General features: G+C 65.8%; 15 protein-coding genes and 1 pseudogene. 9 read left to right on the top strand and 7 right to left on the bottom strand.

Annotated elements, in window-relative coordinates:
* Positions 1-9: 9 nt before the first annotated feature.
* The 4 genes and pseudogenes from B597_RS0223685 to ptsP form a co-directional block, all read right to left on the bottom strand.
* Positions 10-360: pseudogene (locus B597_RS0223685) on the bottom strand (membrane-bound PQQ-dependent dehydrogenase, glucose/quinate/shikimate family); the annotation flags it as partial.
* Positions 361-481: 121 nt separating this feature from the next.
* Entirely contained in the window at positions 482-2,221 is a 1,740-nt protein-coding gene (locus B597_RS41505; protein ID WP_024162398.1) for a fructose-specific PTS transporter subunit EIIC, read from the bottom strand.
* Between the two features lie 20 nt (positions 2,222-2,241).
* Complete coding sequence (gene pfkB, locus B597_RS41500) at positions 2,242-3,180, bottom strand: 1-phosphofructokinase (RefSeq protein ID WP_003292401.1); 939 nt, start codon at positions 3,178-3,180, stop codon at positions 2,242-2,244.
* Complete coding sequence (gene ptsP / locus B597_RS41495) at positions 3,180-6,062, bottom strand: phosphoenolpyruvate--protein phosphotransferase (RefSeq protein ID WP_003292400.1); 2,883 nt, start codon at positions 6,060-6,062, stop codon at positions 3,180-3,182. Before ptsP ends, pfkB begins: the two co-directional genes overlap by 1 nt.
* A gap of 180 nt (positions 6,063-6,242) precedes the next feature.
* On the opposite strand from ptsP, the gene cra reads away from it, so the two are divergent.
* The 6 genes from cra (at position 6,243) to B597_RS41465 (ending at position 10,139) form a co-directional block, all read left to right on the top strand.
* Positions 6,243-7,232: a catabolite repressor/activator gene (cra, locus tag B597_RS41490; protein WP_003292399.1), complete on the top strand. Its 990-nt coding sequence runs from the start codon at positions 6,243-6,245 to the stop codon at positions 7,230-7,232.
* A gap of 66 nt (positions 7,233-7,298) precedes the next feature.
* Positions 7,299-7,604 (top strand): nucleotide pyrophosphohydrolase, encoded by a 306-nt coding sequence (locus B597_RS41485; protein ID WP_003292398.1) that lies wholly within the window; start codon positions 7,299-7,301, stop codon positions 7,602-7,604.
* The gene (locus B597_RS41480; RefSeq protein WP_003292397.1) at positions 7,601-8,350 is read left to right on the top strand and encodes a methyltransferase domain-containing protein; all 750 of its coding nucleotides are present in this window, start codon (positions 7,601-7,603) and stop codon (positions 8,348-8,350) included. Before B597_RS41485 ends, B597_RS41480 begins: the two co-directional genes overlap by 4 nt.
* 20 nt (positions 8,351-8,370) lie before the next feature.
* The gene (locus B597_RS41475) at positions 8,371-8,973 is read left to right on the top strand and encodes a DUF4136 domain-containing protein (protein WP_003292395.1); all 603 of its coding nucleotides are present in this window, start codon (positions 8,371-8,373) and stop codon (positions 8,971-8,973) included.
* Between the two features lie 74 nt (positions 8,974-9,047).
* Complete coding sequence (locus tag B597_RS41470) at positions 9,048-9,605, top strand: DUF4136 domain-containing protein (RefSeq protein ID WP_003292394.1); 558 nt, start codon at positions 9,048-9,050, stop codon at positions 9,603-9,605.
* 84 nt (positions 9,606-9,689) lie between these two features.
* Complete coding sequence (locus B597_RS41465) at positions 9,690-10,139, top strand: DMT family transporter (RefSeq protein WP_003292393.1); 450 nt, start codon at positions 9,690-9,692, stop codon at positions 10,137-10,139.
* 15 nt (positions 10,140-10,154) lie between these two features.
* On the opposite strand, the gene B597_RS41460 is transcribed toward B597_RS41465, so the two are convergent.
* A complete protein-coding gene (locus B597_RS41460; RefSeq protein WP_003292392.1) occupies positions 10,155-11,090 on the bottom strand; it encodes an SdiA-regulated domain-containing protein in 936 nt (311 codons plus the stop codon).
* Between the two features lie 231 nt (positions 11,091-11,321).
* Between B597_RS41460 and B597_RS41455 the strand changes: the two genes are divergently transcribed.
* The 3 genes from B597_RS41455 (at position 11,322) to B597_RS41445 (ending at position 13,598) form a co-directional block, all read left to right on the top strand.
* Complete coding sequence (locus B597_RS41455; protein WP_003292390.1) at positions 11,322-11,615, top strand: hypothetical protein; 294 nt, start codon at positions 11,322-11,324, stop codon at positions 11,613-11,615.
* A gap of 143 nt (positions 11,616-11,758) precedes the next feature.
* On the top strand, positions 11,759-13,135 hold the full coding sequence (locus tag B597_RS41450) for an MATE family efflux transporter (protein ID WP_003292388.1): 1,377 nt from the start codon (positions 11,759-11,761) through the stop codon (positions 13,133-13,135).
* A 4-nt stretch (positions 13,136-13,139) separates the two neighbouring features.
* A complete protein-coding gene (locus B597_RS41445) occupies positions 13,140-13,598 on the top strand; it encodes a DUF2214 family protein (protein WP_003292387.1) in 459 nt (152 codons plus the stop codon).
* Between the two features lie 31 nt (positions 13,599-13,629).
* On the opposite strand, the gene speA is transcribed toward B597_RS41445, so the two are convergent.
* Together speA and B597_RS41435 are read right to left on the bottom strand one after the other, a co-directional pair.
* On the bottom strand, positions 13,630-15,543 hold the full coding sequence (gene speA / locus B597_RS41440; protein ID WP_003292386.1) for an arginine decarboxylase: 1,914 nt from the start codon (positions 15,541-15,543) through the stop codon (positions 13,630-13,632).
* Between the two features lie 121 nt (positions 15,544-15,664).
* Positions 15,665-16,036 carry a translation initiation factor Sui1 gene (locus tag B597_RS41435; protein ID WP_003292385.1) on the bottom strand — a complete coding sequence of 124 codons (372 nt, stop codon included), beginning with the start codon at positions 16,034-16,036 and terminating at the stop codon, positions 15,665-15,667.
* Positions 16,037-16,582 lie beyond the last annotated feature (546 nt).

The raw sequence follows: 16,582 nt of genomic DNA, 5'->3' as shown, positions 1-16,582 counted from the left end.
ATTGCGCAGCTATCGGGCTTCCTCCTCGAGCGTCCATGCGATCAGTGAGTCGCCCAGCCTGGTCCCGAACGAGCCATGCCCGCCCGCCATCTGCACCACGTACTGCTTGCCGGTCTTCTCCGACACATAGGTGATCGGCGTCGCCTGGCCACCCGCGGGTAAGCGGCCCTTCCACAGCTCCCTGCCATTCTGCAGGTCGTAGGCGCGCAGGTAATAATCCAGGGTGCCGCTCATAAAGGCCACGCCACCCGCGGTGACGATCGGCCCGCCCAGTGTCGGCGTACCCACCGGCAGCGGGATACCCAAGGGCGCGCTGTCGCGACTCGTGCCGTTCTTGTGCATCCAGACCTTCTTCATGCTGCAACGCTCTCCAACCGATCCACTGTCGAAAAAAGCCGGCGACACGTTTTGACATGAAGCCTCGCCGGCCTTCAGTGGATACGGCGGGTAAGCCGTTAGTTCAGCCACCCTCGCCCGCTGATCAGGCTGCAGCACCTACAGTCAGCGGCTGTGCCTCGGGCTGTTTGATCAGCGCATAGATCACCCCGGTCAGCAAACTGCCGGCCAGGATCGCCAAGAGATATAGCAAGGCATGATTGATGGCGTTGGGGATCAGCAGCACGAACAGTCCGCCATGGGGTGCCAGCAGCTTGGCACCGAACGCCATGGACAGCGCGCCGGTCAGCGCACCGCCGGCGATACTTGCGGGGATCACCCGCAGCGGGTCCTTGGCAGCGAAGGGAATCGCGCCTTCGGAGATGAAGCAGCAGCCCAGCACCAGCGCAGCCTTGCCGGCTTCGCGCTCGGTCTGGGCGAACTTGCGCCGGGCGATAAAGGTGGCGATACCCATGCCGATCGGCGGCACCATGCCGGCGGCCATGGTGGCGGCCATCGGCGCGTAGCTCTGCGAGGCGAGCAGGCCGACCGAAAAGGCATAGGCCGCCTTGTTCACCGGACCACCGAGGTCAACGCACATCATGCTACCGAGCAGCAGCCCGAGCAGGATGGCATTGGAGGTGCCCATGGTGTCGAGGAACTCAGTGAGCCCGGCGAGCAATTTGGCCACCGGCGTGCCGACCACGTAGATCATCACCAGGCCGGTGAACAGGCTCGCCAGCAGCGGGATGATCAGGATCGGCTTGAGCGATTCGATGCTGCTGGGCAGCGGGACCCAGCGGCTCACCGCCTTGGCCGCGTAGCCGGCGACGAAGCCGGCGATGATCCCGCCGATGAAGCCCGCACCAAGCGTACCGGCCAGCAGCCCGCCGATCATGCCGGGCGCCAGGCCGGGGCGATCGGCGATCGAATAGGCGATGTAGCCGGCGAGCAGCGGCACCATCAATTGGAAGGCAGTGTCACCGCCGATCTTCATCAGCGCGGCGGCCAGGGTGCCCTCCTCCTTGAACGCTTCGATCCCGAAGACGAACGACAGCGCGATCAGCAAACCGCCGGCCACCACCATCGGCAGCATGTAGGAAACACCGGTCAGCAGGTGCTTGTAGACCCCCGTCTTCTCGCCCTTCTGCTCGCCACCGACAGCAGTGGCGGGGGCGCCAGCACCGAGCACCGCGCCTTCTTCCAGCGCGCGGTCCAGTGTCGCCTCGGGTTGTTTCAGCGCAACGCCGGTGCCGCAACGGAACACCCGCTTGCCGGCGAAACGGGCGACGTCGACTTCGATGTCGGCGGCGAGCAGCACCACATCCGCCTCCTCGATGGCCTGCGGCTCGAGCACATTGCGCGCGCCCACCGAGCCGCGAGTCTCCACCTGCAGCTCGTAGCCCTTGCGCATGGCAGCCTGCTGCAGGGCTTCGGCCGCCATGAAGGTGTGCGCGACGCCGGTCGGGCAGGCGGTGATGGCCACCAGCCTGGGCTTGCCGCTGGCCTGGGGGGCATCGCCGTCATCAACAGCCTGCAGCTCGGTGGCCGTATCGGCGGCGCTGCGCAGGAAGCCCTCCGGATCGAGCAACGCTTCGGCAGGTGTCGATTGCACGACGCGTTTGCCGATGAAGCGCTTGAGCGATAGCGGTCCGGTCCTGACCACGACGACCAGATCCGCATCGCTGATCTGCGCTGGCGTCAACGGCGAGCCGATGGCCTTGGGGTCGTGCACCTCCACGGCCGTCGACCAGCCCAGGCGATGGGCGGCCGCTTCGAGCAGGCGTGACGTCAGCACGCTGGTGACCATTCCATTGGGGCAGGCCGTGACGATGAGAAGATTCATTCCTTCACCTCTTGTTCGAATCATTGACTCAGCGGCTGGAGCCGGACCGCGGCCTCCAGCTCGGCGAGGCGTGCCGTATCGGAAATGCCGAAGCCGACCTGCCCGACCGCCTGCGCGGCGATCGCGGTGGCGTGCGCGAGCGTGCGTTGCGCCGGCCAGCCTTCGAGCAGGCCGTGAAGCATGCCGGCCAGCAGCGAGTCCCCGGCGCCGACGGTGCTGACCACCCGAACCCTGGGCGGCCGGGCGTGCAATGCCGTACCCGGCGCAAACCAGCTGACGCCCTCGGCGCCTTGCGAGACGACCACATGCTCGATACCCCCGGCCTGCAGTCGTCGTACTTCGGCTATCAGCGCTGAAGACCCGTTGAGCTCGAGGCCGCGCGCTTCGCCCAGCTCTTGCTCATTGGGCTTGATCAGCCACGGCTTGGTAGTCAGCCCTTCACGCAATGCGGCGCCGCTGGTATCCAGCGCAATCCGCACGCCGAGCTGCTTGAGTCGCTGCAGCAGCTGGACGAACCACTCGCAGTCCACGCCGCGCGGCAGGCTGCCGGCCACCACCACGAGGTCGTGGGCCGGGGCCAGCCGCTCGAGGCGCGCCAGCAGCGCGTCCCGTTGCGCCGCACTGACCTGCAGCCCCGGGCCGTTGATATCGGTGACCTGCCCATCGGCTTCGGCCAGCTTGAGATTGCTGCGGGTGTCGCCCGCCACGCGGACGAACGCGTCGGCAAAGCCACGCGCGGCGAACAGTTGCTCGAAGGCCTGCGGATTACCTTCGCCGAGAAAGCCGGTGACGGTCAGCTGGTGGCCGAGATCGGCCAGCACCTGGGCCACGTTGAGCCCCTTGCCCGCGGCATGCACCTGCAGGCTGTCGCTGCGATTGACCTCGCCCAGACGCAGCGAGGGCAGTTGCACGGTCAGATCCAGCGCAGGATTGAGGGTCACGGTCAGGATGCGCGCCATCAGCAATGCTCCGCGACGAAGGCGCGCACTTCATGGGCGCCAGGCAGCATCAGGGCTTGCTGCGCCAATTGCCGGCAGACGGCGAAATCCAGTTCGCGCACCCGCGCCTTGACCAGCGCGATACTGCGCGCCGATACGCTCAACTCGTCGACCCCCAGCCCCACCAGCATCGGCACCGCCAGCGCGTCTGCGGCCAGCTCGCCGCACACGCCGACCCACTTACCATGCGCATGTGCGGCCTCCACCGTCATGCCGATCAGGCGCAACACGGCAGGGTGCAGGCCGTCAGCCTGGCCGGAAAGCGTCGGATGGCCGCGGTCGATGGCCAGGGTGTACTGGGTCAGGTCGTTGGTGCCAATGCTAAAGAAGTCGACCTCGTGCGCCAGCACGGGCGCGATCAGCGCGGCAGACGGAACCTCGACCATGATCCCGACCTGCAGATCGGCCACTGGCTGCTCCATAAGCAGGCGATCGACCATGGCCCTGGCAGCACGCCACTCGTCGATGTTGCCGACCATGGGAAACATGATCCGCAACGGGCGCCCATCGGCGGCCGACAGCAAGGCGCGCAGCTGGGTTTCGAGGATATCCGGACGCTGCAGGCTCAGGCGGATGCCGCGCACGCCGAGGAACGGGTTTTCCTCGGCCGGCATCGGCCAGTACGGCAGCGGCTTGTCGCCGCCGACATCCAGCGTGCGCACCACCAGCGGACGCCCCTCGAGCGCTTCCAGCACGCGGCGGTACTCGGCTTCCTGGGTCGCCTGGTCCGGCGCCTGGGCATGGTTCATGAACACCAGCTCGGTGCGTAGCAGGCCGATGCCCTCGGCACCCAGTGCCACGGCTTCCGGGGTTTCACCAGCGGCGCCGATGTTGGCGGCGATTTCCAGCGGGTGACCGTCGCGGGTGACCGCCGGCTCCATGCGTCGCTCATGGGCCAGACGCTTGCGTTCCTCGCGTGCGGCGCGTTCGCCGTGCGCCTGTTCCAGCTGCGCATCGGTCGGCGCGACCAGCAGTTCGCCACGCTCGCCATCGAGCAGCAATAACGTGTTGCGCGCCAAGCCGAGCACACCCGGCCCGGCCCCAACGATCGCCGGGATGCCCAGCGCGCGAGCAATGATGGCGCTGTGCGAAGTCGCCCCACCGCCAGCGGTCAGGATGCCCGCGACACGCTGGGTATTGAGCGTGGCGACATCCGAAGGGGCCACTTCGTCCATCACCAGAATGTAGGGCCGGCCCGGGGCCTGCTCGGCTTCCACGCCAGTCAGGCAGGCCAGTACGCGCCGGCCGACATCACGCAGGTCAGCCGCGCGCTCGGCCAGGAGCTTGTCGTGCAGGGACTCCTGCTGCTGCGCCGCACTCTCGATCTCCTCCATCCACGCCGCTTCGGCGCTCGCGCCCTTCTGCAGGCTGACCTGCACATCCTCGCGCAACGCCGGGTCACGCAACATGGCCTGGTGGGTGGTGAAGATGTCACGAATGCTGGCGACCTGGCTTTGCGCGATCAGCGTACCGATCTCGCCATGCACCTTTTCCAGCGCGGCATCCAGCCGCTGCAATTCGATTGCCGGGGATTCGCCGCGGCGCGGATAGTCGATCGCCTGCGGCTTGCGCACCAGCACCGGGCCAATAGCGATGCCGGGCGAGGCGGCGATTCCGATGACCTGCTCGCCGGCCCGCAAAGCAGGCACGTCCTGAGCCGCTTCATCCAACTGCACGATGCCAGCTGGCTGCTCCGCCGGCTCACCGCCGACCGGCAGCGGCTCGACTTCCTCGCCCAGCCCTTCTTCCACCGCGCGGACAAGCGCCGGCAACGCATCGTCGGCGATCGAAGGCTCGGCGATGAACTCCAGCACCTGCCCCCGATGCGAACCCATCGCCAGCAGTTTGCTCAGGCTCTTGGCCGACACGCCGGCGCTCTGGCTGCCGGCCAGGCGCACCCGGATCTCGCCGGCGAAGGCCTGGGCGACCTCGGTCAGCAGCTTGGCCGGGCGTGCGTGCAGGCCATGGGGATTGGCCAGCGGCACCCGGGCGCTCGGCCAGTCCGCCGGCACCTCACCGCCCAGCGCTTCGAGCACCACGCGGCTGGAGGTCGCCTGGCTCAACGCCTGTCCGCGTCCTTCGATCAGCAGGTTGCACAGGCGCTCCAGCATCGCCCGGTGTGCTTCGCCCAGACTGGCCAGCACGAACAAACCATTGAGCGGTTGGCCCTGGTGCGCCAGCTTCGAGGCTGGCGTGACGAAGGCGAGGCCGGGGCGCTGCACCGCCTGTTCGCTGCTCAGCCACCACAGGCCGTCACCCAGCGGCAGCGCCTGCTCCAGCGACAGACCCGCATTGAAACCGGGCGCCACGCACTGGGCACGCTTGAGCCGCTTGACGCCCTGCCAGGCCAGCTCGTCGAAATCGTCGGCGGCGATGCCCAGCCCCACCAGTTCGCCATCCAGTGCCAGTTCCTGCGGTGCGCCCTGCAGCAGGTCGATGATCGCCTCGGGGCTTTCGGCCTTCTGCAGCGCCTCGCTGAGATCGCCCTCGCCCAGCGCCCGGGTCAGCAACTGCAGCAGACGCAGATGCTCATCCGAACGCGCAGCGATTCCGATGGCGAGGTACACCTGCTGGCCGTTGCCCCAGTCGACGCCTTGCGGAAAGTGCAGCAACCGCACGCCCGTGGTGAAGACCTGATCGCGGGTTTCCGGCGTGCCATGAGGAATTGCGATGCCCTGCCCGAGAAATGTCGAACCCTGCGCTTCGCGTGCACGCAGTCCGTCCAGATACCCGGGCGCCACCAACCCGTCGGCGACCAGCACCTCGCCCAGCAGCGCCAACGCGGCAGGCTTGTCGGCCGCGGCCTGATGCATGTGGATGTGCTGTGCATTCAACTCAAGCATGGAGAACTCCTGCGGGGCTCGCGATTGTTGTGGCCGACGGTCGCGCCGGCTCTGCCCGAATCCTCGGCTGGCGCTTCAGACCGAAACACTGCTGAAACGTTTCACCTAAGGCTGGCACATTACGCAATATTGGGTAATTCTAGAAGCCCGAGTTCACGCCGCCCGTCTCAGGACCCTCTGTTGAAACTGACCGACATCGCCCGCCTCGCCAACGTTTCGGTGACCACCGCCAGCTACGTCCTCAACGGCAAGGCCGCGCAGCGGCGGATCAGCCAGGCCACGGTCGAGCGGGTGATGGCCGTGGCCGAACAGCAGGGCTTTCATCTCGACCAGCAGGCGGCCGGCCTGCGACGCGGGCAGTCGCGCACCCTCGGACTCATCGTTCCGGATCTGGAAAACCCCAGCTATGCGCGCCTGGCCAAGTTGCTCGAGCAGCGTGCCCGCCAGCGCGGTTACCAGTTGCTGATAGCAGGTTCCGACGACGAGCCGGAGACCGAGCGCCAGGTCATCCGGGTGCTGCGCTCGCGCCGTTGCGATGCCCTGCTCGTCGCCAGTTGCCTGCCGGCCGATGACGCCAGCTACCGCGAGATCCAGGCGAGCGGGACGCCGGTGATCGCCCTCGACCGGGCGCTGGATGCCGGGCAGTTCTGTTCGGTGGTCAGCGCTGACCGCGAAGCCGCAGCCCAGCTGACCCACTCGCTTGAGGTACCGCCCGATGCGCATATCGCACTGATCAGTGCGCGCCCCGCTTTGCGCATCAGCCAGGAGCGCGAGGCTGGCTTCCGGCAGGCGCTTGCGCGGCACCGGGGCCGGATCAGCGTTTTGCAGGCGGAGCAATTCAGTCGCACCTGCGGCCGTGAACGGATGCTCGCCCTGCTCGGCCAAGGCCCACTGCCTGACGCGCTGATCACCACCGCCTATGTATTGCTCGAAGGCGTCTTCGACGCGCTGCGCGAACGTGACCTGCTGTGGCCCGACCGGCTGCGATTGGCCACGTTCGGCGATGCACAGCTGCTGGATTTCCTGCCGATCCGGGTCAACGCGATTTCCCAGCAGCACGCGCAGATCGCCGAACGGGCGCTGGAGCAGGCGATCCGCGCCATCGAGCAGGGCGACTACCGTCCTGGCGTGCAGGCAATCGAACGCAAGCTCAAGATTCGCCGCCCCTGATCAACCCTTGCGGGCCATGACTGGCTGACGGAAGCTAGCGGCCTTCGAACGAGCGCGCATCCTGAAATGAACATCGAACAGATCACCCAACGCCTGCATGCGATCCGCGATCGCAACGACTGGCAGCGCTTCCACAGCCCGAAGAACCTCGCCATGGCCGCCAGCGTGGAAATGGCCGAGCTGGTGGAAATCTTCCAGTGGCAGACCGAGGACGAGTCGCGCCGACTGCCGGCCGACAAGCTCGAGCACGCCGGCCAGGAGGTCGGCGACATCCTCATGTACCTGCTGCTGATGTGCAGCGAGCTGGGCATCGACATGGAGCAGGCACTGCTGGCCAAGCTGGCCGACAACGAGCGGCGGTTCGCCCGATGAGCGACCGCCATTTCGACGAGCTGGCGACGCGCTTCGCCGAGAAGATCTATGGCGGCGCCAAGGGTGCGATCCGCCTTGCCGTGCTGCAGGCCGACCTCGCGGAAATCCTGCCGCAGCGTCCGTTGCGGGTGCTGGACATCGGCGCCGGCCTCGGCCATATGAGTCTGTGGCTGGCGCAGCAGGGCCATGATGTGACCCTGGCAGAACCGGCAGAGCCGATGCTAGAAGGCGCTCGCAAGCAGTTTGCCGCAGCCGGCCAGCAGGCAGCCTTCATTCAGGCGCCCTGGCAGACAGTCGAAAACCAGGTCGAGGGCCGCTTCGATCTGGTCATCTGCCACGCGGTGCTGGAATGGCTGGCCGAGCCCCAGGCGATCCTGCCGGTGCTGCATCGCCTGACATCAGCCGACGGCTGGCTGTCGCTGGCCTTCTACAACCGCGACGCACTGATCTACCGCAACCTGCTCAAGGGTCATTTCAAGAAGCTGCGCAGCCAGACCTACGCCGGCGAGCGCCAGAGCCTGACGCCGCAACAGCCGCTCGACCCGCGCGAGCTGGCCGCGCAACTCGCGCCGCACTGGCAGGTCGAAGCAAGCAGTGGCGTGCGCGTATTCCATGACTACATGCCCGCCGATTTCCAGGCCCGCACCGAGCCGGCCGACCTCGTCGAGATGGAACTGGCCTACCGTCGCCATCCCGCCTTCGCCGGTCTCGGGCGCTACCTGCACTGGTTGTGTCGGCCCCGCTGAGCGCCGACCGGAGGTCACCGATGTCGATCCGCATCGCACTGCCACTGCTCTGTCTGAGCCTTGCCGCCTGCCAGGGCAGCAACCCCTACACCGGCGACGCCGCGCCGATCCCGCCCGCGCCGCCGGTGGAACAGATCCAGTCACCCACCTACCCGGCCGCACCTCGTGATTTTTCCGCCTACCAGAGCTGGAGCTGGCGCAACCCGCCGGCCGGCACCGCCTCGATCAGCGGCGAAGCGCTGCAGGAAATGGTTTCCGGCGCGCTCGACCAGCGCGGCTTGCGCCCCGCGGCGCAGGGCGCCAAGGGCGACGTGCAGATCAACGCCATCGCCCGGATGGAGACACGGCTGCGGCATACCTATGACGACTATGGCCCGGGGATCGGTGCCGGGCGCTACGGTGGAGGGTATGGAACGGGCTACGGCATCGGCACACGGGTTCCAATCGTGCGCAGTTATGAAGAGGAAGTGGTTACGGTGCGTATCGAGATGTTCGACGCGGCCTCCGGCCAGGCCGTATGGAGCACACGCGCCGAGGCACGCAGCAGCGACAGCCGCTCCAGCCAGGAGGAAGCCGTGCGCCAGGCGGTAGAGCGCGCACTCGAAGCCTACCCACCTCGCTGAGCGCAGCCAGTGAGCACGGGCCAAAAACGTGCGCCGGGCCTAGACTGAGCAGATTCCACCGCAGGAGAACGACCATGCTCCGCCGATTGTTGCCGATTGCCCTCATCCTTGCCCTGGCGGCTTGCCAGAACCTGCAGTTGCAACGCGATTTCGATCCAGCCAGAGACTTCTCCGCTTACCGCAACTGGAGCTGGAAGGAGCCGGCGCTGCAGTATCGGCCAGACGACCCGCGTATACACAGCGACCTGACCGAGCAGCGCATCCGCGACGCCATCGCCGCACAGCTCGACCAACGCGGCCTGCGCCCTGCCGCCGAAGGAGCTGCAACGGATGTCCGGGTGCAGGCCTGGTACATCGTCGACCAGCGCACCCAGCAGTACACCACCACGTCCGGCGCGTGGGGCAACCCCTGGTACGGCTATTGGGGCGGGCCGATGTTCACCGATACCCGCACCGTCGACTATCAGGTCGGCACGCTGCAGATCGACCTGTATGACGCAGCCGACGGCAAGCTGGTCTGGCGGGGCAGCGCCGAGCAGGTGCTGCGCAGCCCGCAGGCCTCGCCTGCCGAACGCGCCGAAGCGGCCCGGGAAATGGTGAGCAGGGTGCTCTCGCAATACCCGCCTCGCTGATCCAGCCTGGCCGGTCGCCCAACAGGCTGGCGAGCCGTTCCGGGGATCGCCATACTGTCGCGCCCCTGATGCTGGAGATTCGAAATGCCTGCCGTTGCCTGGTGGTTACTCACCCTGCCGTTCATCGCCGGTGCGATGTTGCCGCTGCAGGCCGGAATCAACGGTCAGGTGGCACGTCAACTCGGCAACGTCATGAGCGCGGCATTGCTTTCGTTCGCAGTGGGGACGCTTGCACTGTGCGCCATCGTGCTGATTCAACGGGACATGCCGGCACTGCAGACGCTCAGAAGCCTGAACTGGTGGCACTGGACCAGCGGCCTGCTCGGCGCGTTCTTCATCGCCACTGCCGCCTTTGCCGCACCACGCACCGGCGCGCTGCTGTTCATGGCACTGCTGCTGGCCGGACAATTGTTCGTCGCGCTGCTGCTGGATCACTTCGGCTGGGCCGGTTTTCGTCAGTCGCCCATCAGCCTGGGGAAGGTGGCCGGCCTGCTGCTGATCTTCGCCGGTGTATGGCTGATCCAGCGCGGCTAGCGCGAAGAGGCCGGCTCACTCGTGTTCGAAGGCGTAGAACAGATTGGGTTCGCTGACCAGATAGAGATTGCCCCCGGCATCGAAGGTCATGCCCTCGGCCTGCGGCACACTGCGCTCGAGCCCGGCGAAACCGCTCCATAGCGAGCGGAAGCTGACCAACTCGCCCTCGGCATCGAGTTCCAGCATCATCTTCGCCTCGTCACTGAGCAACAGCAGATGGCCGGTTTGCTCGTCGAAATGCACCGAGGCCAGGTCGCTGGCCATGTCGAGCCTCTCGATCCATGCCTCGCGGTCGATGATGGTGATTGCCATGTCACCCGCCAGGCTACGCTTGATACCGCGTATCTCGTAGAGCTTGCGCGGCGAATGCTCCTTGACCACGAACAGCCGGTCCCCGGCCCGGTCGTATCCCACGCCCTCGAAGCCGGTATTGTCCGCATCATTCAAGGCCAGGGTGAGGGAGAGCGCCTCGGCACGCAGCAGCGGCCCGGCAGCACTGGGCACCTGCACCACCACCAGTGATTGCTTGCGTTCTTCGGTCAGGACCAACAGGTCATCGCCGAGATAGGTCACCCCTTCGACATCCTCGAAGCCCTGCAACGGGTAACGCGCGATCAAGGCGCCGTCGCGGCCCAGCGCCAGCAGCTCTTCCGGGTTATTGAGCACCGCCCATAGATGATCGCGTCGATCATCGTAGGTCAGCCCGGAAAGGTTGTTCGTCACCGTCGCGACGGGCAGCGCATCGATCTTCACACGGTACTCAGGCAGCCACAGGCTGCGCCGCTCCCAGCTCGCTTCATGCCAGGCGGTCTTCAGTGAATAGAACACTCGCTCGTCGAGATGAAGCGTGGCGGCGAGATAAAGCAGGCCGAACAGCACGAAGGCGTAGACCCAGGTGAGTGGGCGCAGCGTCGCTATCCGCCCTAGGTGCGCTATGGCGAGGGCTCGCATCGTCGTTTACTCGTTCAGGTAGTACTGGGCAGGCTGCCCGGCGCATGTTGCAATTGAATGACGGCGGACTCCGGGGGATGCAGCGAGGGTCACGAAGCGACATACCGACCCGCGTTTGCCACGCTTGGTTCCCGCCTACGGCCCACACATGGAACTCTAGGGCCTGTGCGGCAGCCCAATATGCAGGGCCGGGCTTGCGCCTTGCATTCGACTGGTTTGGGAGAGTGATACATGCGGGTAGAGGGATTCTTCGAATGGCTGGGTCAGGCGATCGGTACGGTCATTCGCTTCATCGTCGAGGGACTGGGCGACTTCTTCGGCCTGTTCGCCCGCGCCGGGCACAATTTTCTCGAGGGCCTTTCACGCACCCTCGGCATGGACCGTTCGCTACTGAGCCTGGTCGCGCTGGTGATCGGGTTGCTGTTGCTGGTCGCCGCGATCCGCGCATTCTTTCGCGGATCGATCATCGGCGGCCTGGTCTGGCTGTTTTTCGGCCTATGGCTGCTGAGCTGGCTGATTCAGTGACCCGGGACACGCAGCACACCGCATAGCGGGCCGATCGATTCGCACGAAGCACATCGCCCGGTCAGCCACCTCTCGCCTTACGCTCCAGCGCTGGCCGCGCCCCTGAGCGCGACGTATCATGTCCGGCTGCTCTGGAGACCTTCATGTCACGGCTGTTGACCGCCTGGCAGCACGCCCCGACCCACAAGCGCGTCTGGGCGCTGGCTGCGCCGATGATCCTGTCGAACCTGTCCGTTCCGCTGGTCGCCCTGGTGGACAGCAGCGTGATCGGCCATCTGCCGCACGCACATCAGTTGGGCGCGGTGGCCGTTGGCGGCAGCCTCTACACGCTGCTGGTCTGGGTGATGGGTTTCCTGCGCATGGGCACCACGGGCTTCACGGCACAAGCCGCCGGCCGCGACGATGGTGGAGCGCTGCGTCAGATCCTGTTGCAGGGCCTCTTGCTGGCACTGGGCTTCGCCCTGTTGCTCGGTGCACTGGGCGTCCCGTTGAAAGGCATTGCCCTGCAGTTCATGCAGCCCTCGGCCGAACTGGACGAACTGACCCGCGACTATTTCCAGACACGCCTTTTCGGCCTGCCCGCGGCATTGGCCAGCTATGCACTGATCGGCTGGTTTCTCGGTACGCAGAACGCTCGTGCGCCGCTGGCCATCCTGCTGACGACCAACCTCATCAATGTCGTGCTGGACCTTTGGTTCGTCCTCGGCCTCGACTGGGGCGTTGCCGGCGCTGCCCGCGCCTCGGTGATTGCCGAATGGAGCGGCGCGCTGCTCGGCCTGGCGCTCACCCGCAATGCGCTGGCCCGCTATCCGGGCCGACTCGACGCCGGCGCGTTGCGTCGGTGGGCAAGCTGGCGGCCGTTGCTGGCGGTCAATCGCGACATCTTCCTGCGCTCGCTGGCGCTGCAGCTGGTGTTCTTCCTGGTCACGGTGCAGGGCACACGACTGGGTGACGCGACGGTTGCAGCCAATGCGCTGTTGCTCAACGGCCTGCTGCTGACCGCCCATGCGCTCGATGGACTGGCTCACGCCGTGGAAGCGCTGAGCGGGCACGCCATCGGTGCCCGCGATCGCAAGGCGCTGCAGCGGGTGATGGTCGTCGCTGGCGGCTGGTCGCTGATGGCCAGCTTAATCTTCGGCCTGTTCTTTCTCTGTGCCGGCCAGTTGTTCATCCAGTTACAGACCGACATCCCCGATGTTCGCCAGACCGCGCTGACCTACCTGCCCTATCTGGCGGTGCTGCCGCTGGTGACGGTCTGGAGCTACCTGCTCGATGGCCTGTTCATCGGCGCCACCCGCGCGCGCGAAATGCGCGACAGCATGCTCTTGGCGGTGGTGCTGAGCCTGCCACTGGGCTGGTTGCTGCAGGGGCTGGGCAACCATGGACTGTGGCTGGCCTTCCTGAGTTTCATGCTGATGCGCGGCCTCTGCCTGGGTACTGTCGCCTGGCGCCTGCAACGCCGCGGCGCCTGGTTTACCATGACCGGGCCTGCCGTCGGACACCCTGTCGAAGGAACCTGAACACATGGCCTATGCCGTCGCCGCCTACCTGCACTTTCTGGCGATATTCGTGCTCTTCGCACTGCTTCTGCTGGAGCATCAGCTGTTTCGCCAGCCACTGACGCTGGAGCGGGCACGCAGTCTTTTTCGCATCGATATCGCCTTCGGCATCACCGCGGCGGCGGTACTGGCGAGCGGTAGCGCACGGGCGATCTTCTATGGCAAGGGCCTGGACTATTACCTGAAGAACAGTCTGTTCCACGCCAAGGTCGGCCTGTTCGTGGTGGTCGCGGTCCTGTCCATCTACCCGACCCTGACCTTCCTTCGCTGGCGCCCGGCCCTGGCGGCAGGCCAGACGCCGGTGGTGTCGGGCAGCTGCGCCAGATGGGTCAGGCTGAGCATTCGCCTGGAACTGTTTCTGCTCCTGCTGATCCCCATGCTGGCGGTGCTCATGGCGCGTGGCTTCGGTGTCATGCCGGGCTGACCGCGCACAGCCCGGCACATCGCTCATCCCCTCAAGGCGTCAGATAGGACGATCGCGTCAGCCCCAGGCGTAACGCATCGATGTACTGGGTGCGCTCCTTGGCGGTCAGCCTGGCGCCGGCAACCTTGTCCCGGTAGTAGGTCATCAGCTCCTCGGGTGACAGGTGCACGTAGCGCAGCATGTCCTCGATGGTGTCATGGGTCTCGATGCCGGCGTGGTAATAGCTGCCATCCTCGCGCTGATAGACGTTCACCGAATCGGTATCGCCGAACAGGTTGTGCATGTCGCCGAGGATTTCCTGATAGGCGCCCACCAGGAACACGCCAAGGAAGTACTCCTCACCCGGCGCGACCTCATGCACCGGCATGCTGCTCTCGATGCTCTGCTCGTCGACGTAGTGCTTGATCTTGCCATCCGAGTCACAGGTCAGGTCCTGCAGCACGGCACGACGCACCGGCTCCTCGCTCAGTCGCTGCAGCGGGACGATCGGCAGGATCTGGTCGATGGCCCAGGTATCCGGCAGGCTCTGGAATACCGAGAAGTTGCAGATGTACTTGTCCGCCAGCTTGTCGTTGAGTTCGTCGAGCACCGCGCGATGCGAGCGCTGACGGGCCTTGAGCTGGTTGTACAGGCGTCGGCAGATGGCGAAGTAGCTCTGCTCTGCCAGCGCCTTCTGCGCCAGGCTCAGCTTGCCCGACGCGTACTGCGCGCCGGACTCGCTCATGTAGTGGGTAGCGCGCCAGTAGGTTTCGGTGACCATCTCCGGGTCGGTCGGCCCGAGCAGGTCGACCAGCGACTGGACGATCTCCGGCAGTTCGTCGTAGTTGTCGATCTGCGGCACCTCGTCGTTGTGCCGTTCGATGTCGGTGACCTGCATGACCAGCACGGCATGGTGCGCGGTCATCGCCCGGCCGCTCTCGGAAAAGATGTGCGGATGCGGCAGTTCCTGACGGTCGCAGAACTCCTTGAGCATGCCGACCACGGTACCGGCGTATTCGTCCATGTCGTAATTGATCGAGCTGGCATTGCGCGAATGCGTGCCGTCGTAGTCGACCCCCAGGCCACCGCCGACGTCGATGTAGTCCACCGGCAGCCCCAGCGCACGCAGCTCGGCGTAATAGCGGATCGCCTCGCGAAAGCCCTGGCGGTAGTCAGCCAGATTGGCGATCTGCGAGCCCATGTGGAAGTGCAGCAGGCGAATGCCCTGATCCATGCCCACCGCGCGGAAACGCTCGATCACCGAAAGCAGCTGCGCCGCGGACAGGCCGAACTTGGAGCGCTCGCCACCGGTATCGGCCCACTTCGACGACGCCAGGGACGACAATCGCACGCGCAGGCCGACCTGCGGGGTCAGCTTGAGCTCGTTGGCTTCCTCGATCACCAGCCCGACCTCGGACTCCTTCTCGATGACGATGAACACGTTATGGCCGAGCTTCTGGCCCATCAGTGCCAGACGGATGAACTCGCGGTCCTTGTAGCCATTGCAGACGATGGTGCCGCCCTTCGGCGCCAGCGCCAGCACGGCCATCAGCTCCGGCTTGGAGCCGGCCTCAAGGCCGATGGAAACGTTCTGCGTGGCGATGATGTTCTCCACCACCGCTTCCTGCTGATTCACCTTGATCGGATACAGCGCGGTGTACTTGCCGGCGTACTCCATGCGCTCGATATTCGCATCGAACGCACCGGTCAGACGCCGCACACGGTCCTGCAGGATGCCAGGGAAGCGCACCAGCAACGGCAACGAAAGTCCCGCTTCGCGCAGTTGCTCGATCAGCCCGCTGAACTCGATCGGCTCGCCGTTCGGGCCTTGCGGCCTGACTTCGACGCTGCCCTGGTCATTGATCGCGAAATACCCCGCGCCCCAGTGGCGAATGCCGTAGATGCTGCGGCTATCGGCAGCTGTCCACTGGCTACCGTCGTCTTTACGTGTGCGTCTTACAGGCATCGAGGCCTCCCGGAAAAATTGACTGGTTCGCAGCGGGCTGAAGCAGCCCGGCGAAGGCTATGCGGCTTCGACAGCCGATATGCGGAAATGGCGAAACTGGCAGCCGGCGCGGCAAGGGTTCTCAGCCACCGGACTTCTTTGCCTTGAAACCACGCTTGCTCAACTCGTCGATCAGCAGCGTGACATGATCGCCCTGAATCTCGATGACACCGTCCTTCAGTGCCCCGCCGGTACCACAGCGGCGCTTCAGCGCGCTGGCCAGCTCCTTGAGTTCGCTTTCCGGCAGTGCAACGCCGCTGATGGTGGTCACGGTCTTGCCGCCCCGCCCCTTGCTTTCACGGCGTACCCGGGCGATGCCGTCGCCTTCGGGAATGGCCGTCTGCCTGCAGGTACACGCATCGACCGGCTTGCCGCAATCGGGGCAATGACGTCCCGATTCGGTGGAATAGACCAGCCCGCCCAGGCTGGCGAGTGAGGTGGTTTTCTTCGCCACCAGACACCTCTCGATCAAACGGATGGAAGCCGCGCCAGCAGGCGGCGGAAGAGGGCGCAATTTAACAGACAGAGGCGAACGAATCCGCCACCGCTCGACAAAACTTTCCGCCACCTCCCGGCGTTTCGGTTTGCCGAGGCTCAACCATCAGCTATTCGAGAAGACAATGTCCCCGTTTCGTGTTGCACGGAGGCAGTTCTGTAGGGTGGGCTTCAGCCCACCAACAGGGCACCGACGCAGCGATTACCTTGGGATCAGCCAGGCACGCGATTCGCGCGCAGGGCGCGCTCCTACAATGATTCTCCGTGCCTACCTGAACGCCACCGGTTCCGTAGGGTCGGCTTCAGCCCACCAACAGAGCACCGACGCAGCGATTACCTTGGGATCAGCCTGGCCCGCGATTCGCGCGCAGGGCGCGCTCCTGCAATGAATCTCCGTGCCTACCTGAACGCCATCGGTTCCGTAGGGTGGGCTTCAGCCCACCAACAAAGCACCGACGCAGCGATTACCTTGGGATCAGCCTGGCCCGCGATTCGCGCACAGAGC

Origin of the sequence: Stutzerimonas stutzeri KOS6 (assembly GCF_000307775.2) — a bacterium.
Classification (GTDB): Bacteria; Pseudomonadota; Gammaproteobacteria; order Pseudomonadales; family Pseudomonadaceae; genus Stutzerimonas; species Stutzerimonas stutzeri_B.
This window is presented reverse-complemented; position numbering and strand designations above follow the sequence as displayed.

What these genes read in the sequence shown, in the direction of transcription:
- B597_RS41505 (WP_024162398.1), bottom strand. Translation starts at nt 2,221, where the DNA reads ATGAATCTTCTCATCGTCACGGCCTGCCCCAATGGAATGGTCACCAGC.
- pfkB (WP_003292401.1), bottom strand. Translation starts at nt 3,180, where the DNA reads ATGGCGCGCATCCTGACCGTGACCCTCAATCCTGCGCTGGATCTGACC.
- ptsP (WP_003292400.1), bottom strand. Translation starts at nt 6,062, where the DNA reads ATGCTTGAGTTGAATGCACAGCACATCCACATGCATCAGGCCGCGGCC.
- B597_RS41485 (WP_003292398.1), top strand. Translation starts at nt 7,299, where the DNA reads ATGAACATCGAACAGATCACCCAACGCCTGCATGCGATCCGCGATCGC.
- B597_RS41480 (WP_003292397.1), top strand. Translation starts at nt 7,601, where the DNA reads ATGAGCGACCGCCATTTCGACGAGCTGGCGACGCGCTTCGCCGAGAAG.
- B597_RS41475 (WP_003292395.1), top strand. Translation starts at nt 8,371, where the DNA reads ATGTCGATCCGCATCGCACTGCCACTGCTCTGTCTGAGCCTTGCCGCC.
- B597_RS41470 (WP_003292394.1), top strand. Translation starts at nt 9,048, where the DNA reads ATGCTCCGCCGATTGTTGCCGATTGCCCTCATCCTTGCCCTGGCGGCT.
- B597_RS41465 (WP_003292393.1), top strand. Translation starts at nt 9,690, where the DNA reads ATGCCTGCCGTTGCCTGGTGGTTACTCACCCTGCCGTTCATCGCCGGT.
- B597_RS41460 (WP_003292392.1), bottom strand. Translation starts at nt 11,090, where the DNA reads ATGCGAGCCCTCGCCATAGCGCACCTAGGGCGGATAGCGACGCTGCGC.
- B597_RS41455 (WP_003292390.1), top strand. Translation starts at nt 11,322, where the DNA reads ATGCGGGTAGAGGGATTCTTCGAATGGCTGGGTCAGGCGATCGGTACG.
- B597_RS41450 (WP_003292388.1), top strand. Translation starts at nt 11,759, where the DNA reads ATGTCACGGCTGTTGACCGCCTGGCAGCACGCCCCGACCCACAAGCGC.
- B597_RS41445 (WP_003292387.1), top strand. Translation starts at nt 13,140, where the DNA reads ATGGCCTATGCCGTCGCCGCCTACCTGCACTTTCTGGCGATATTCGTG.
- speA (WP_003292386.1), bottom strand. Translation starts at nt 15,543, where the DNA reads ATGCCTGTAAGACGCACACGTAAAGACGACGGTAGCCAGTGGACAGCT.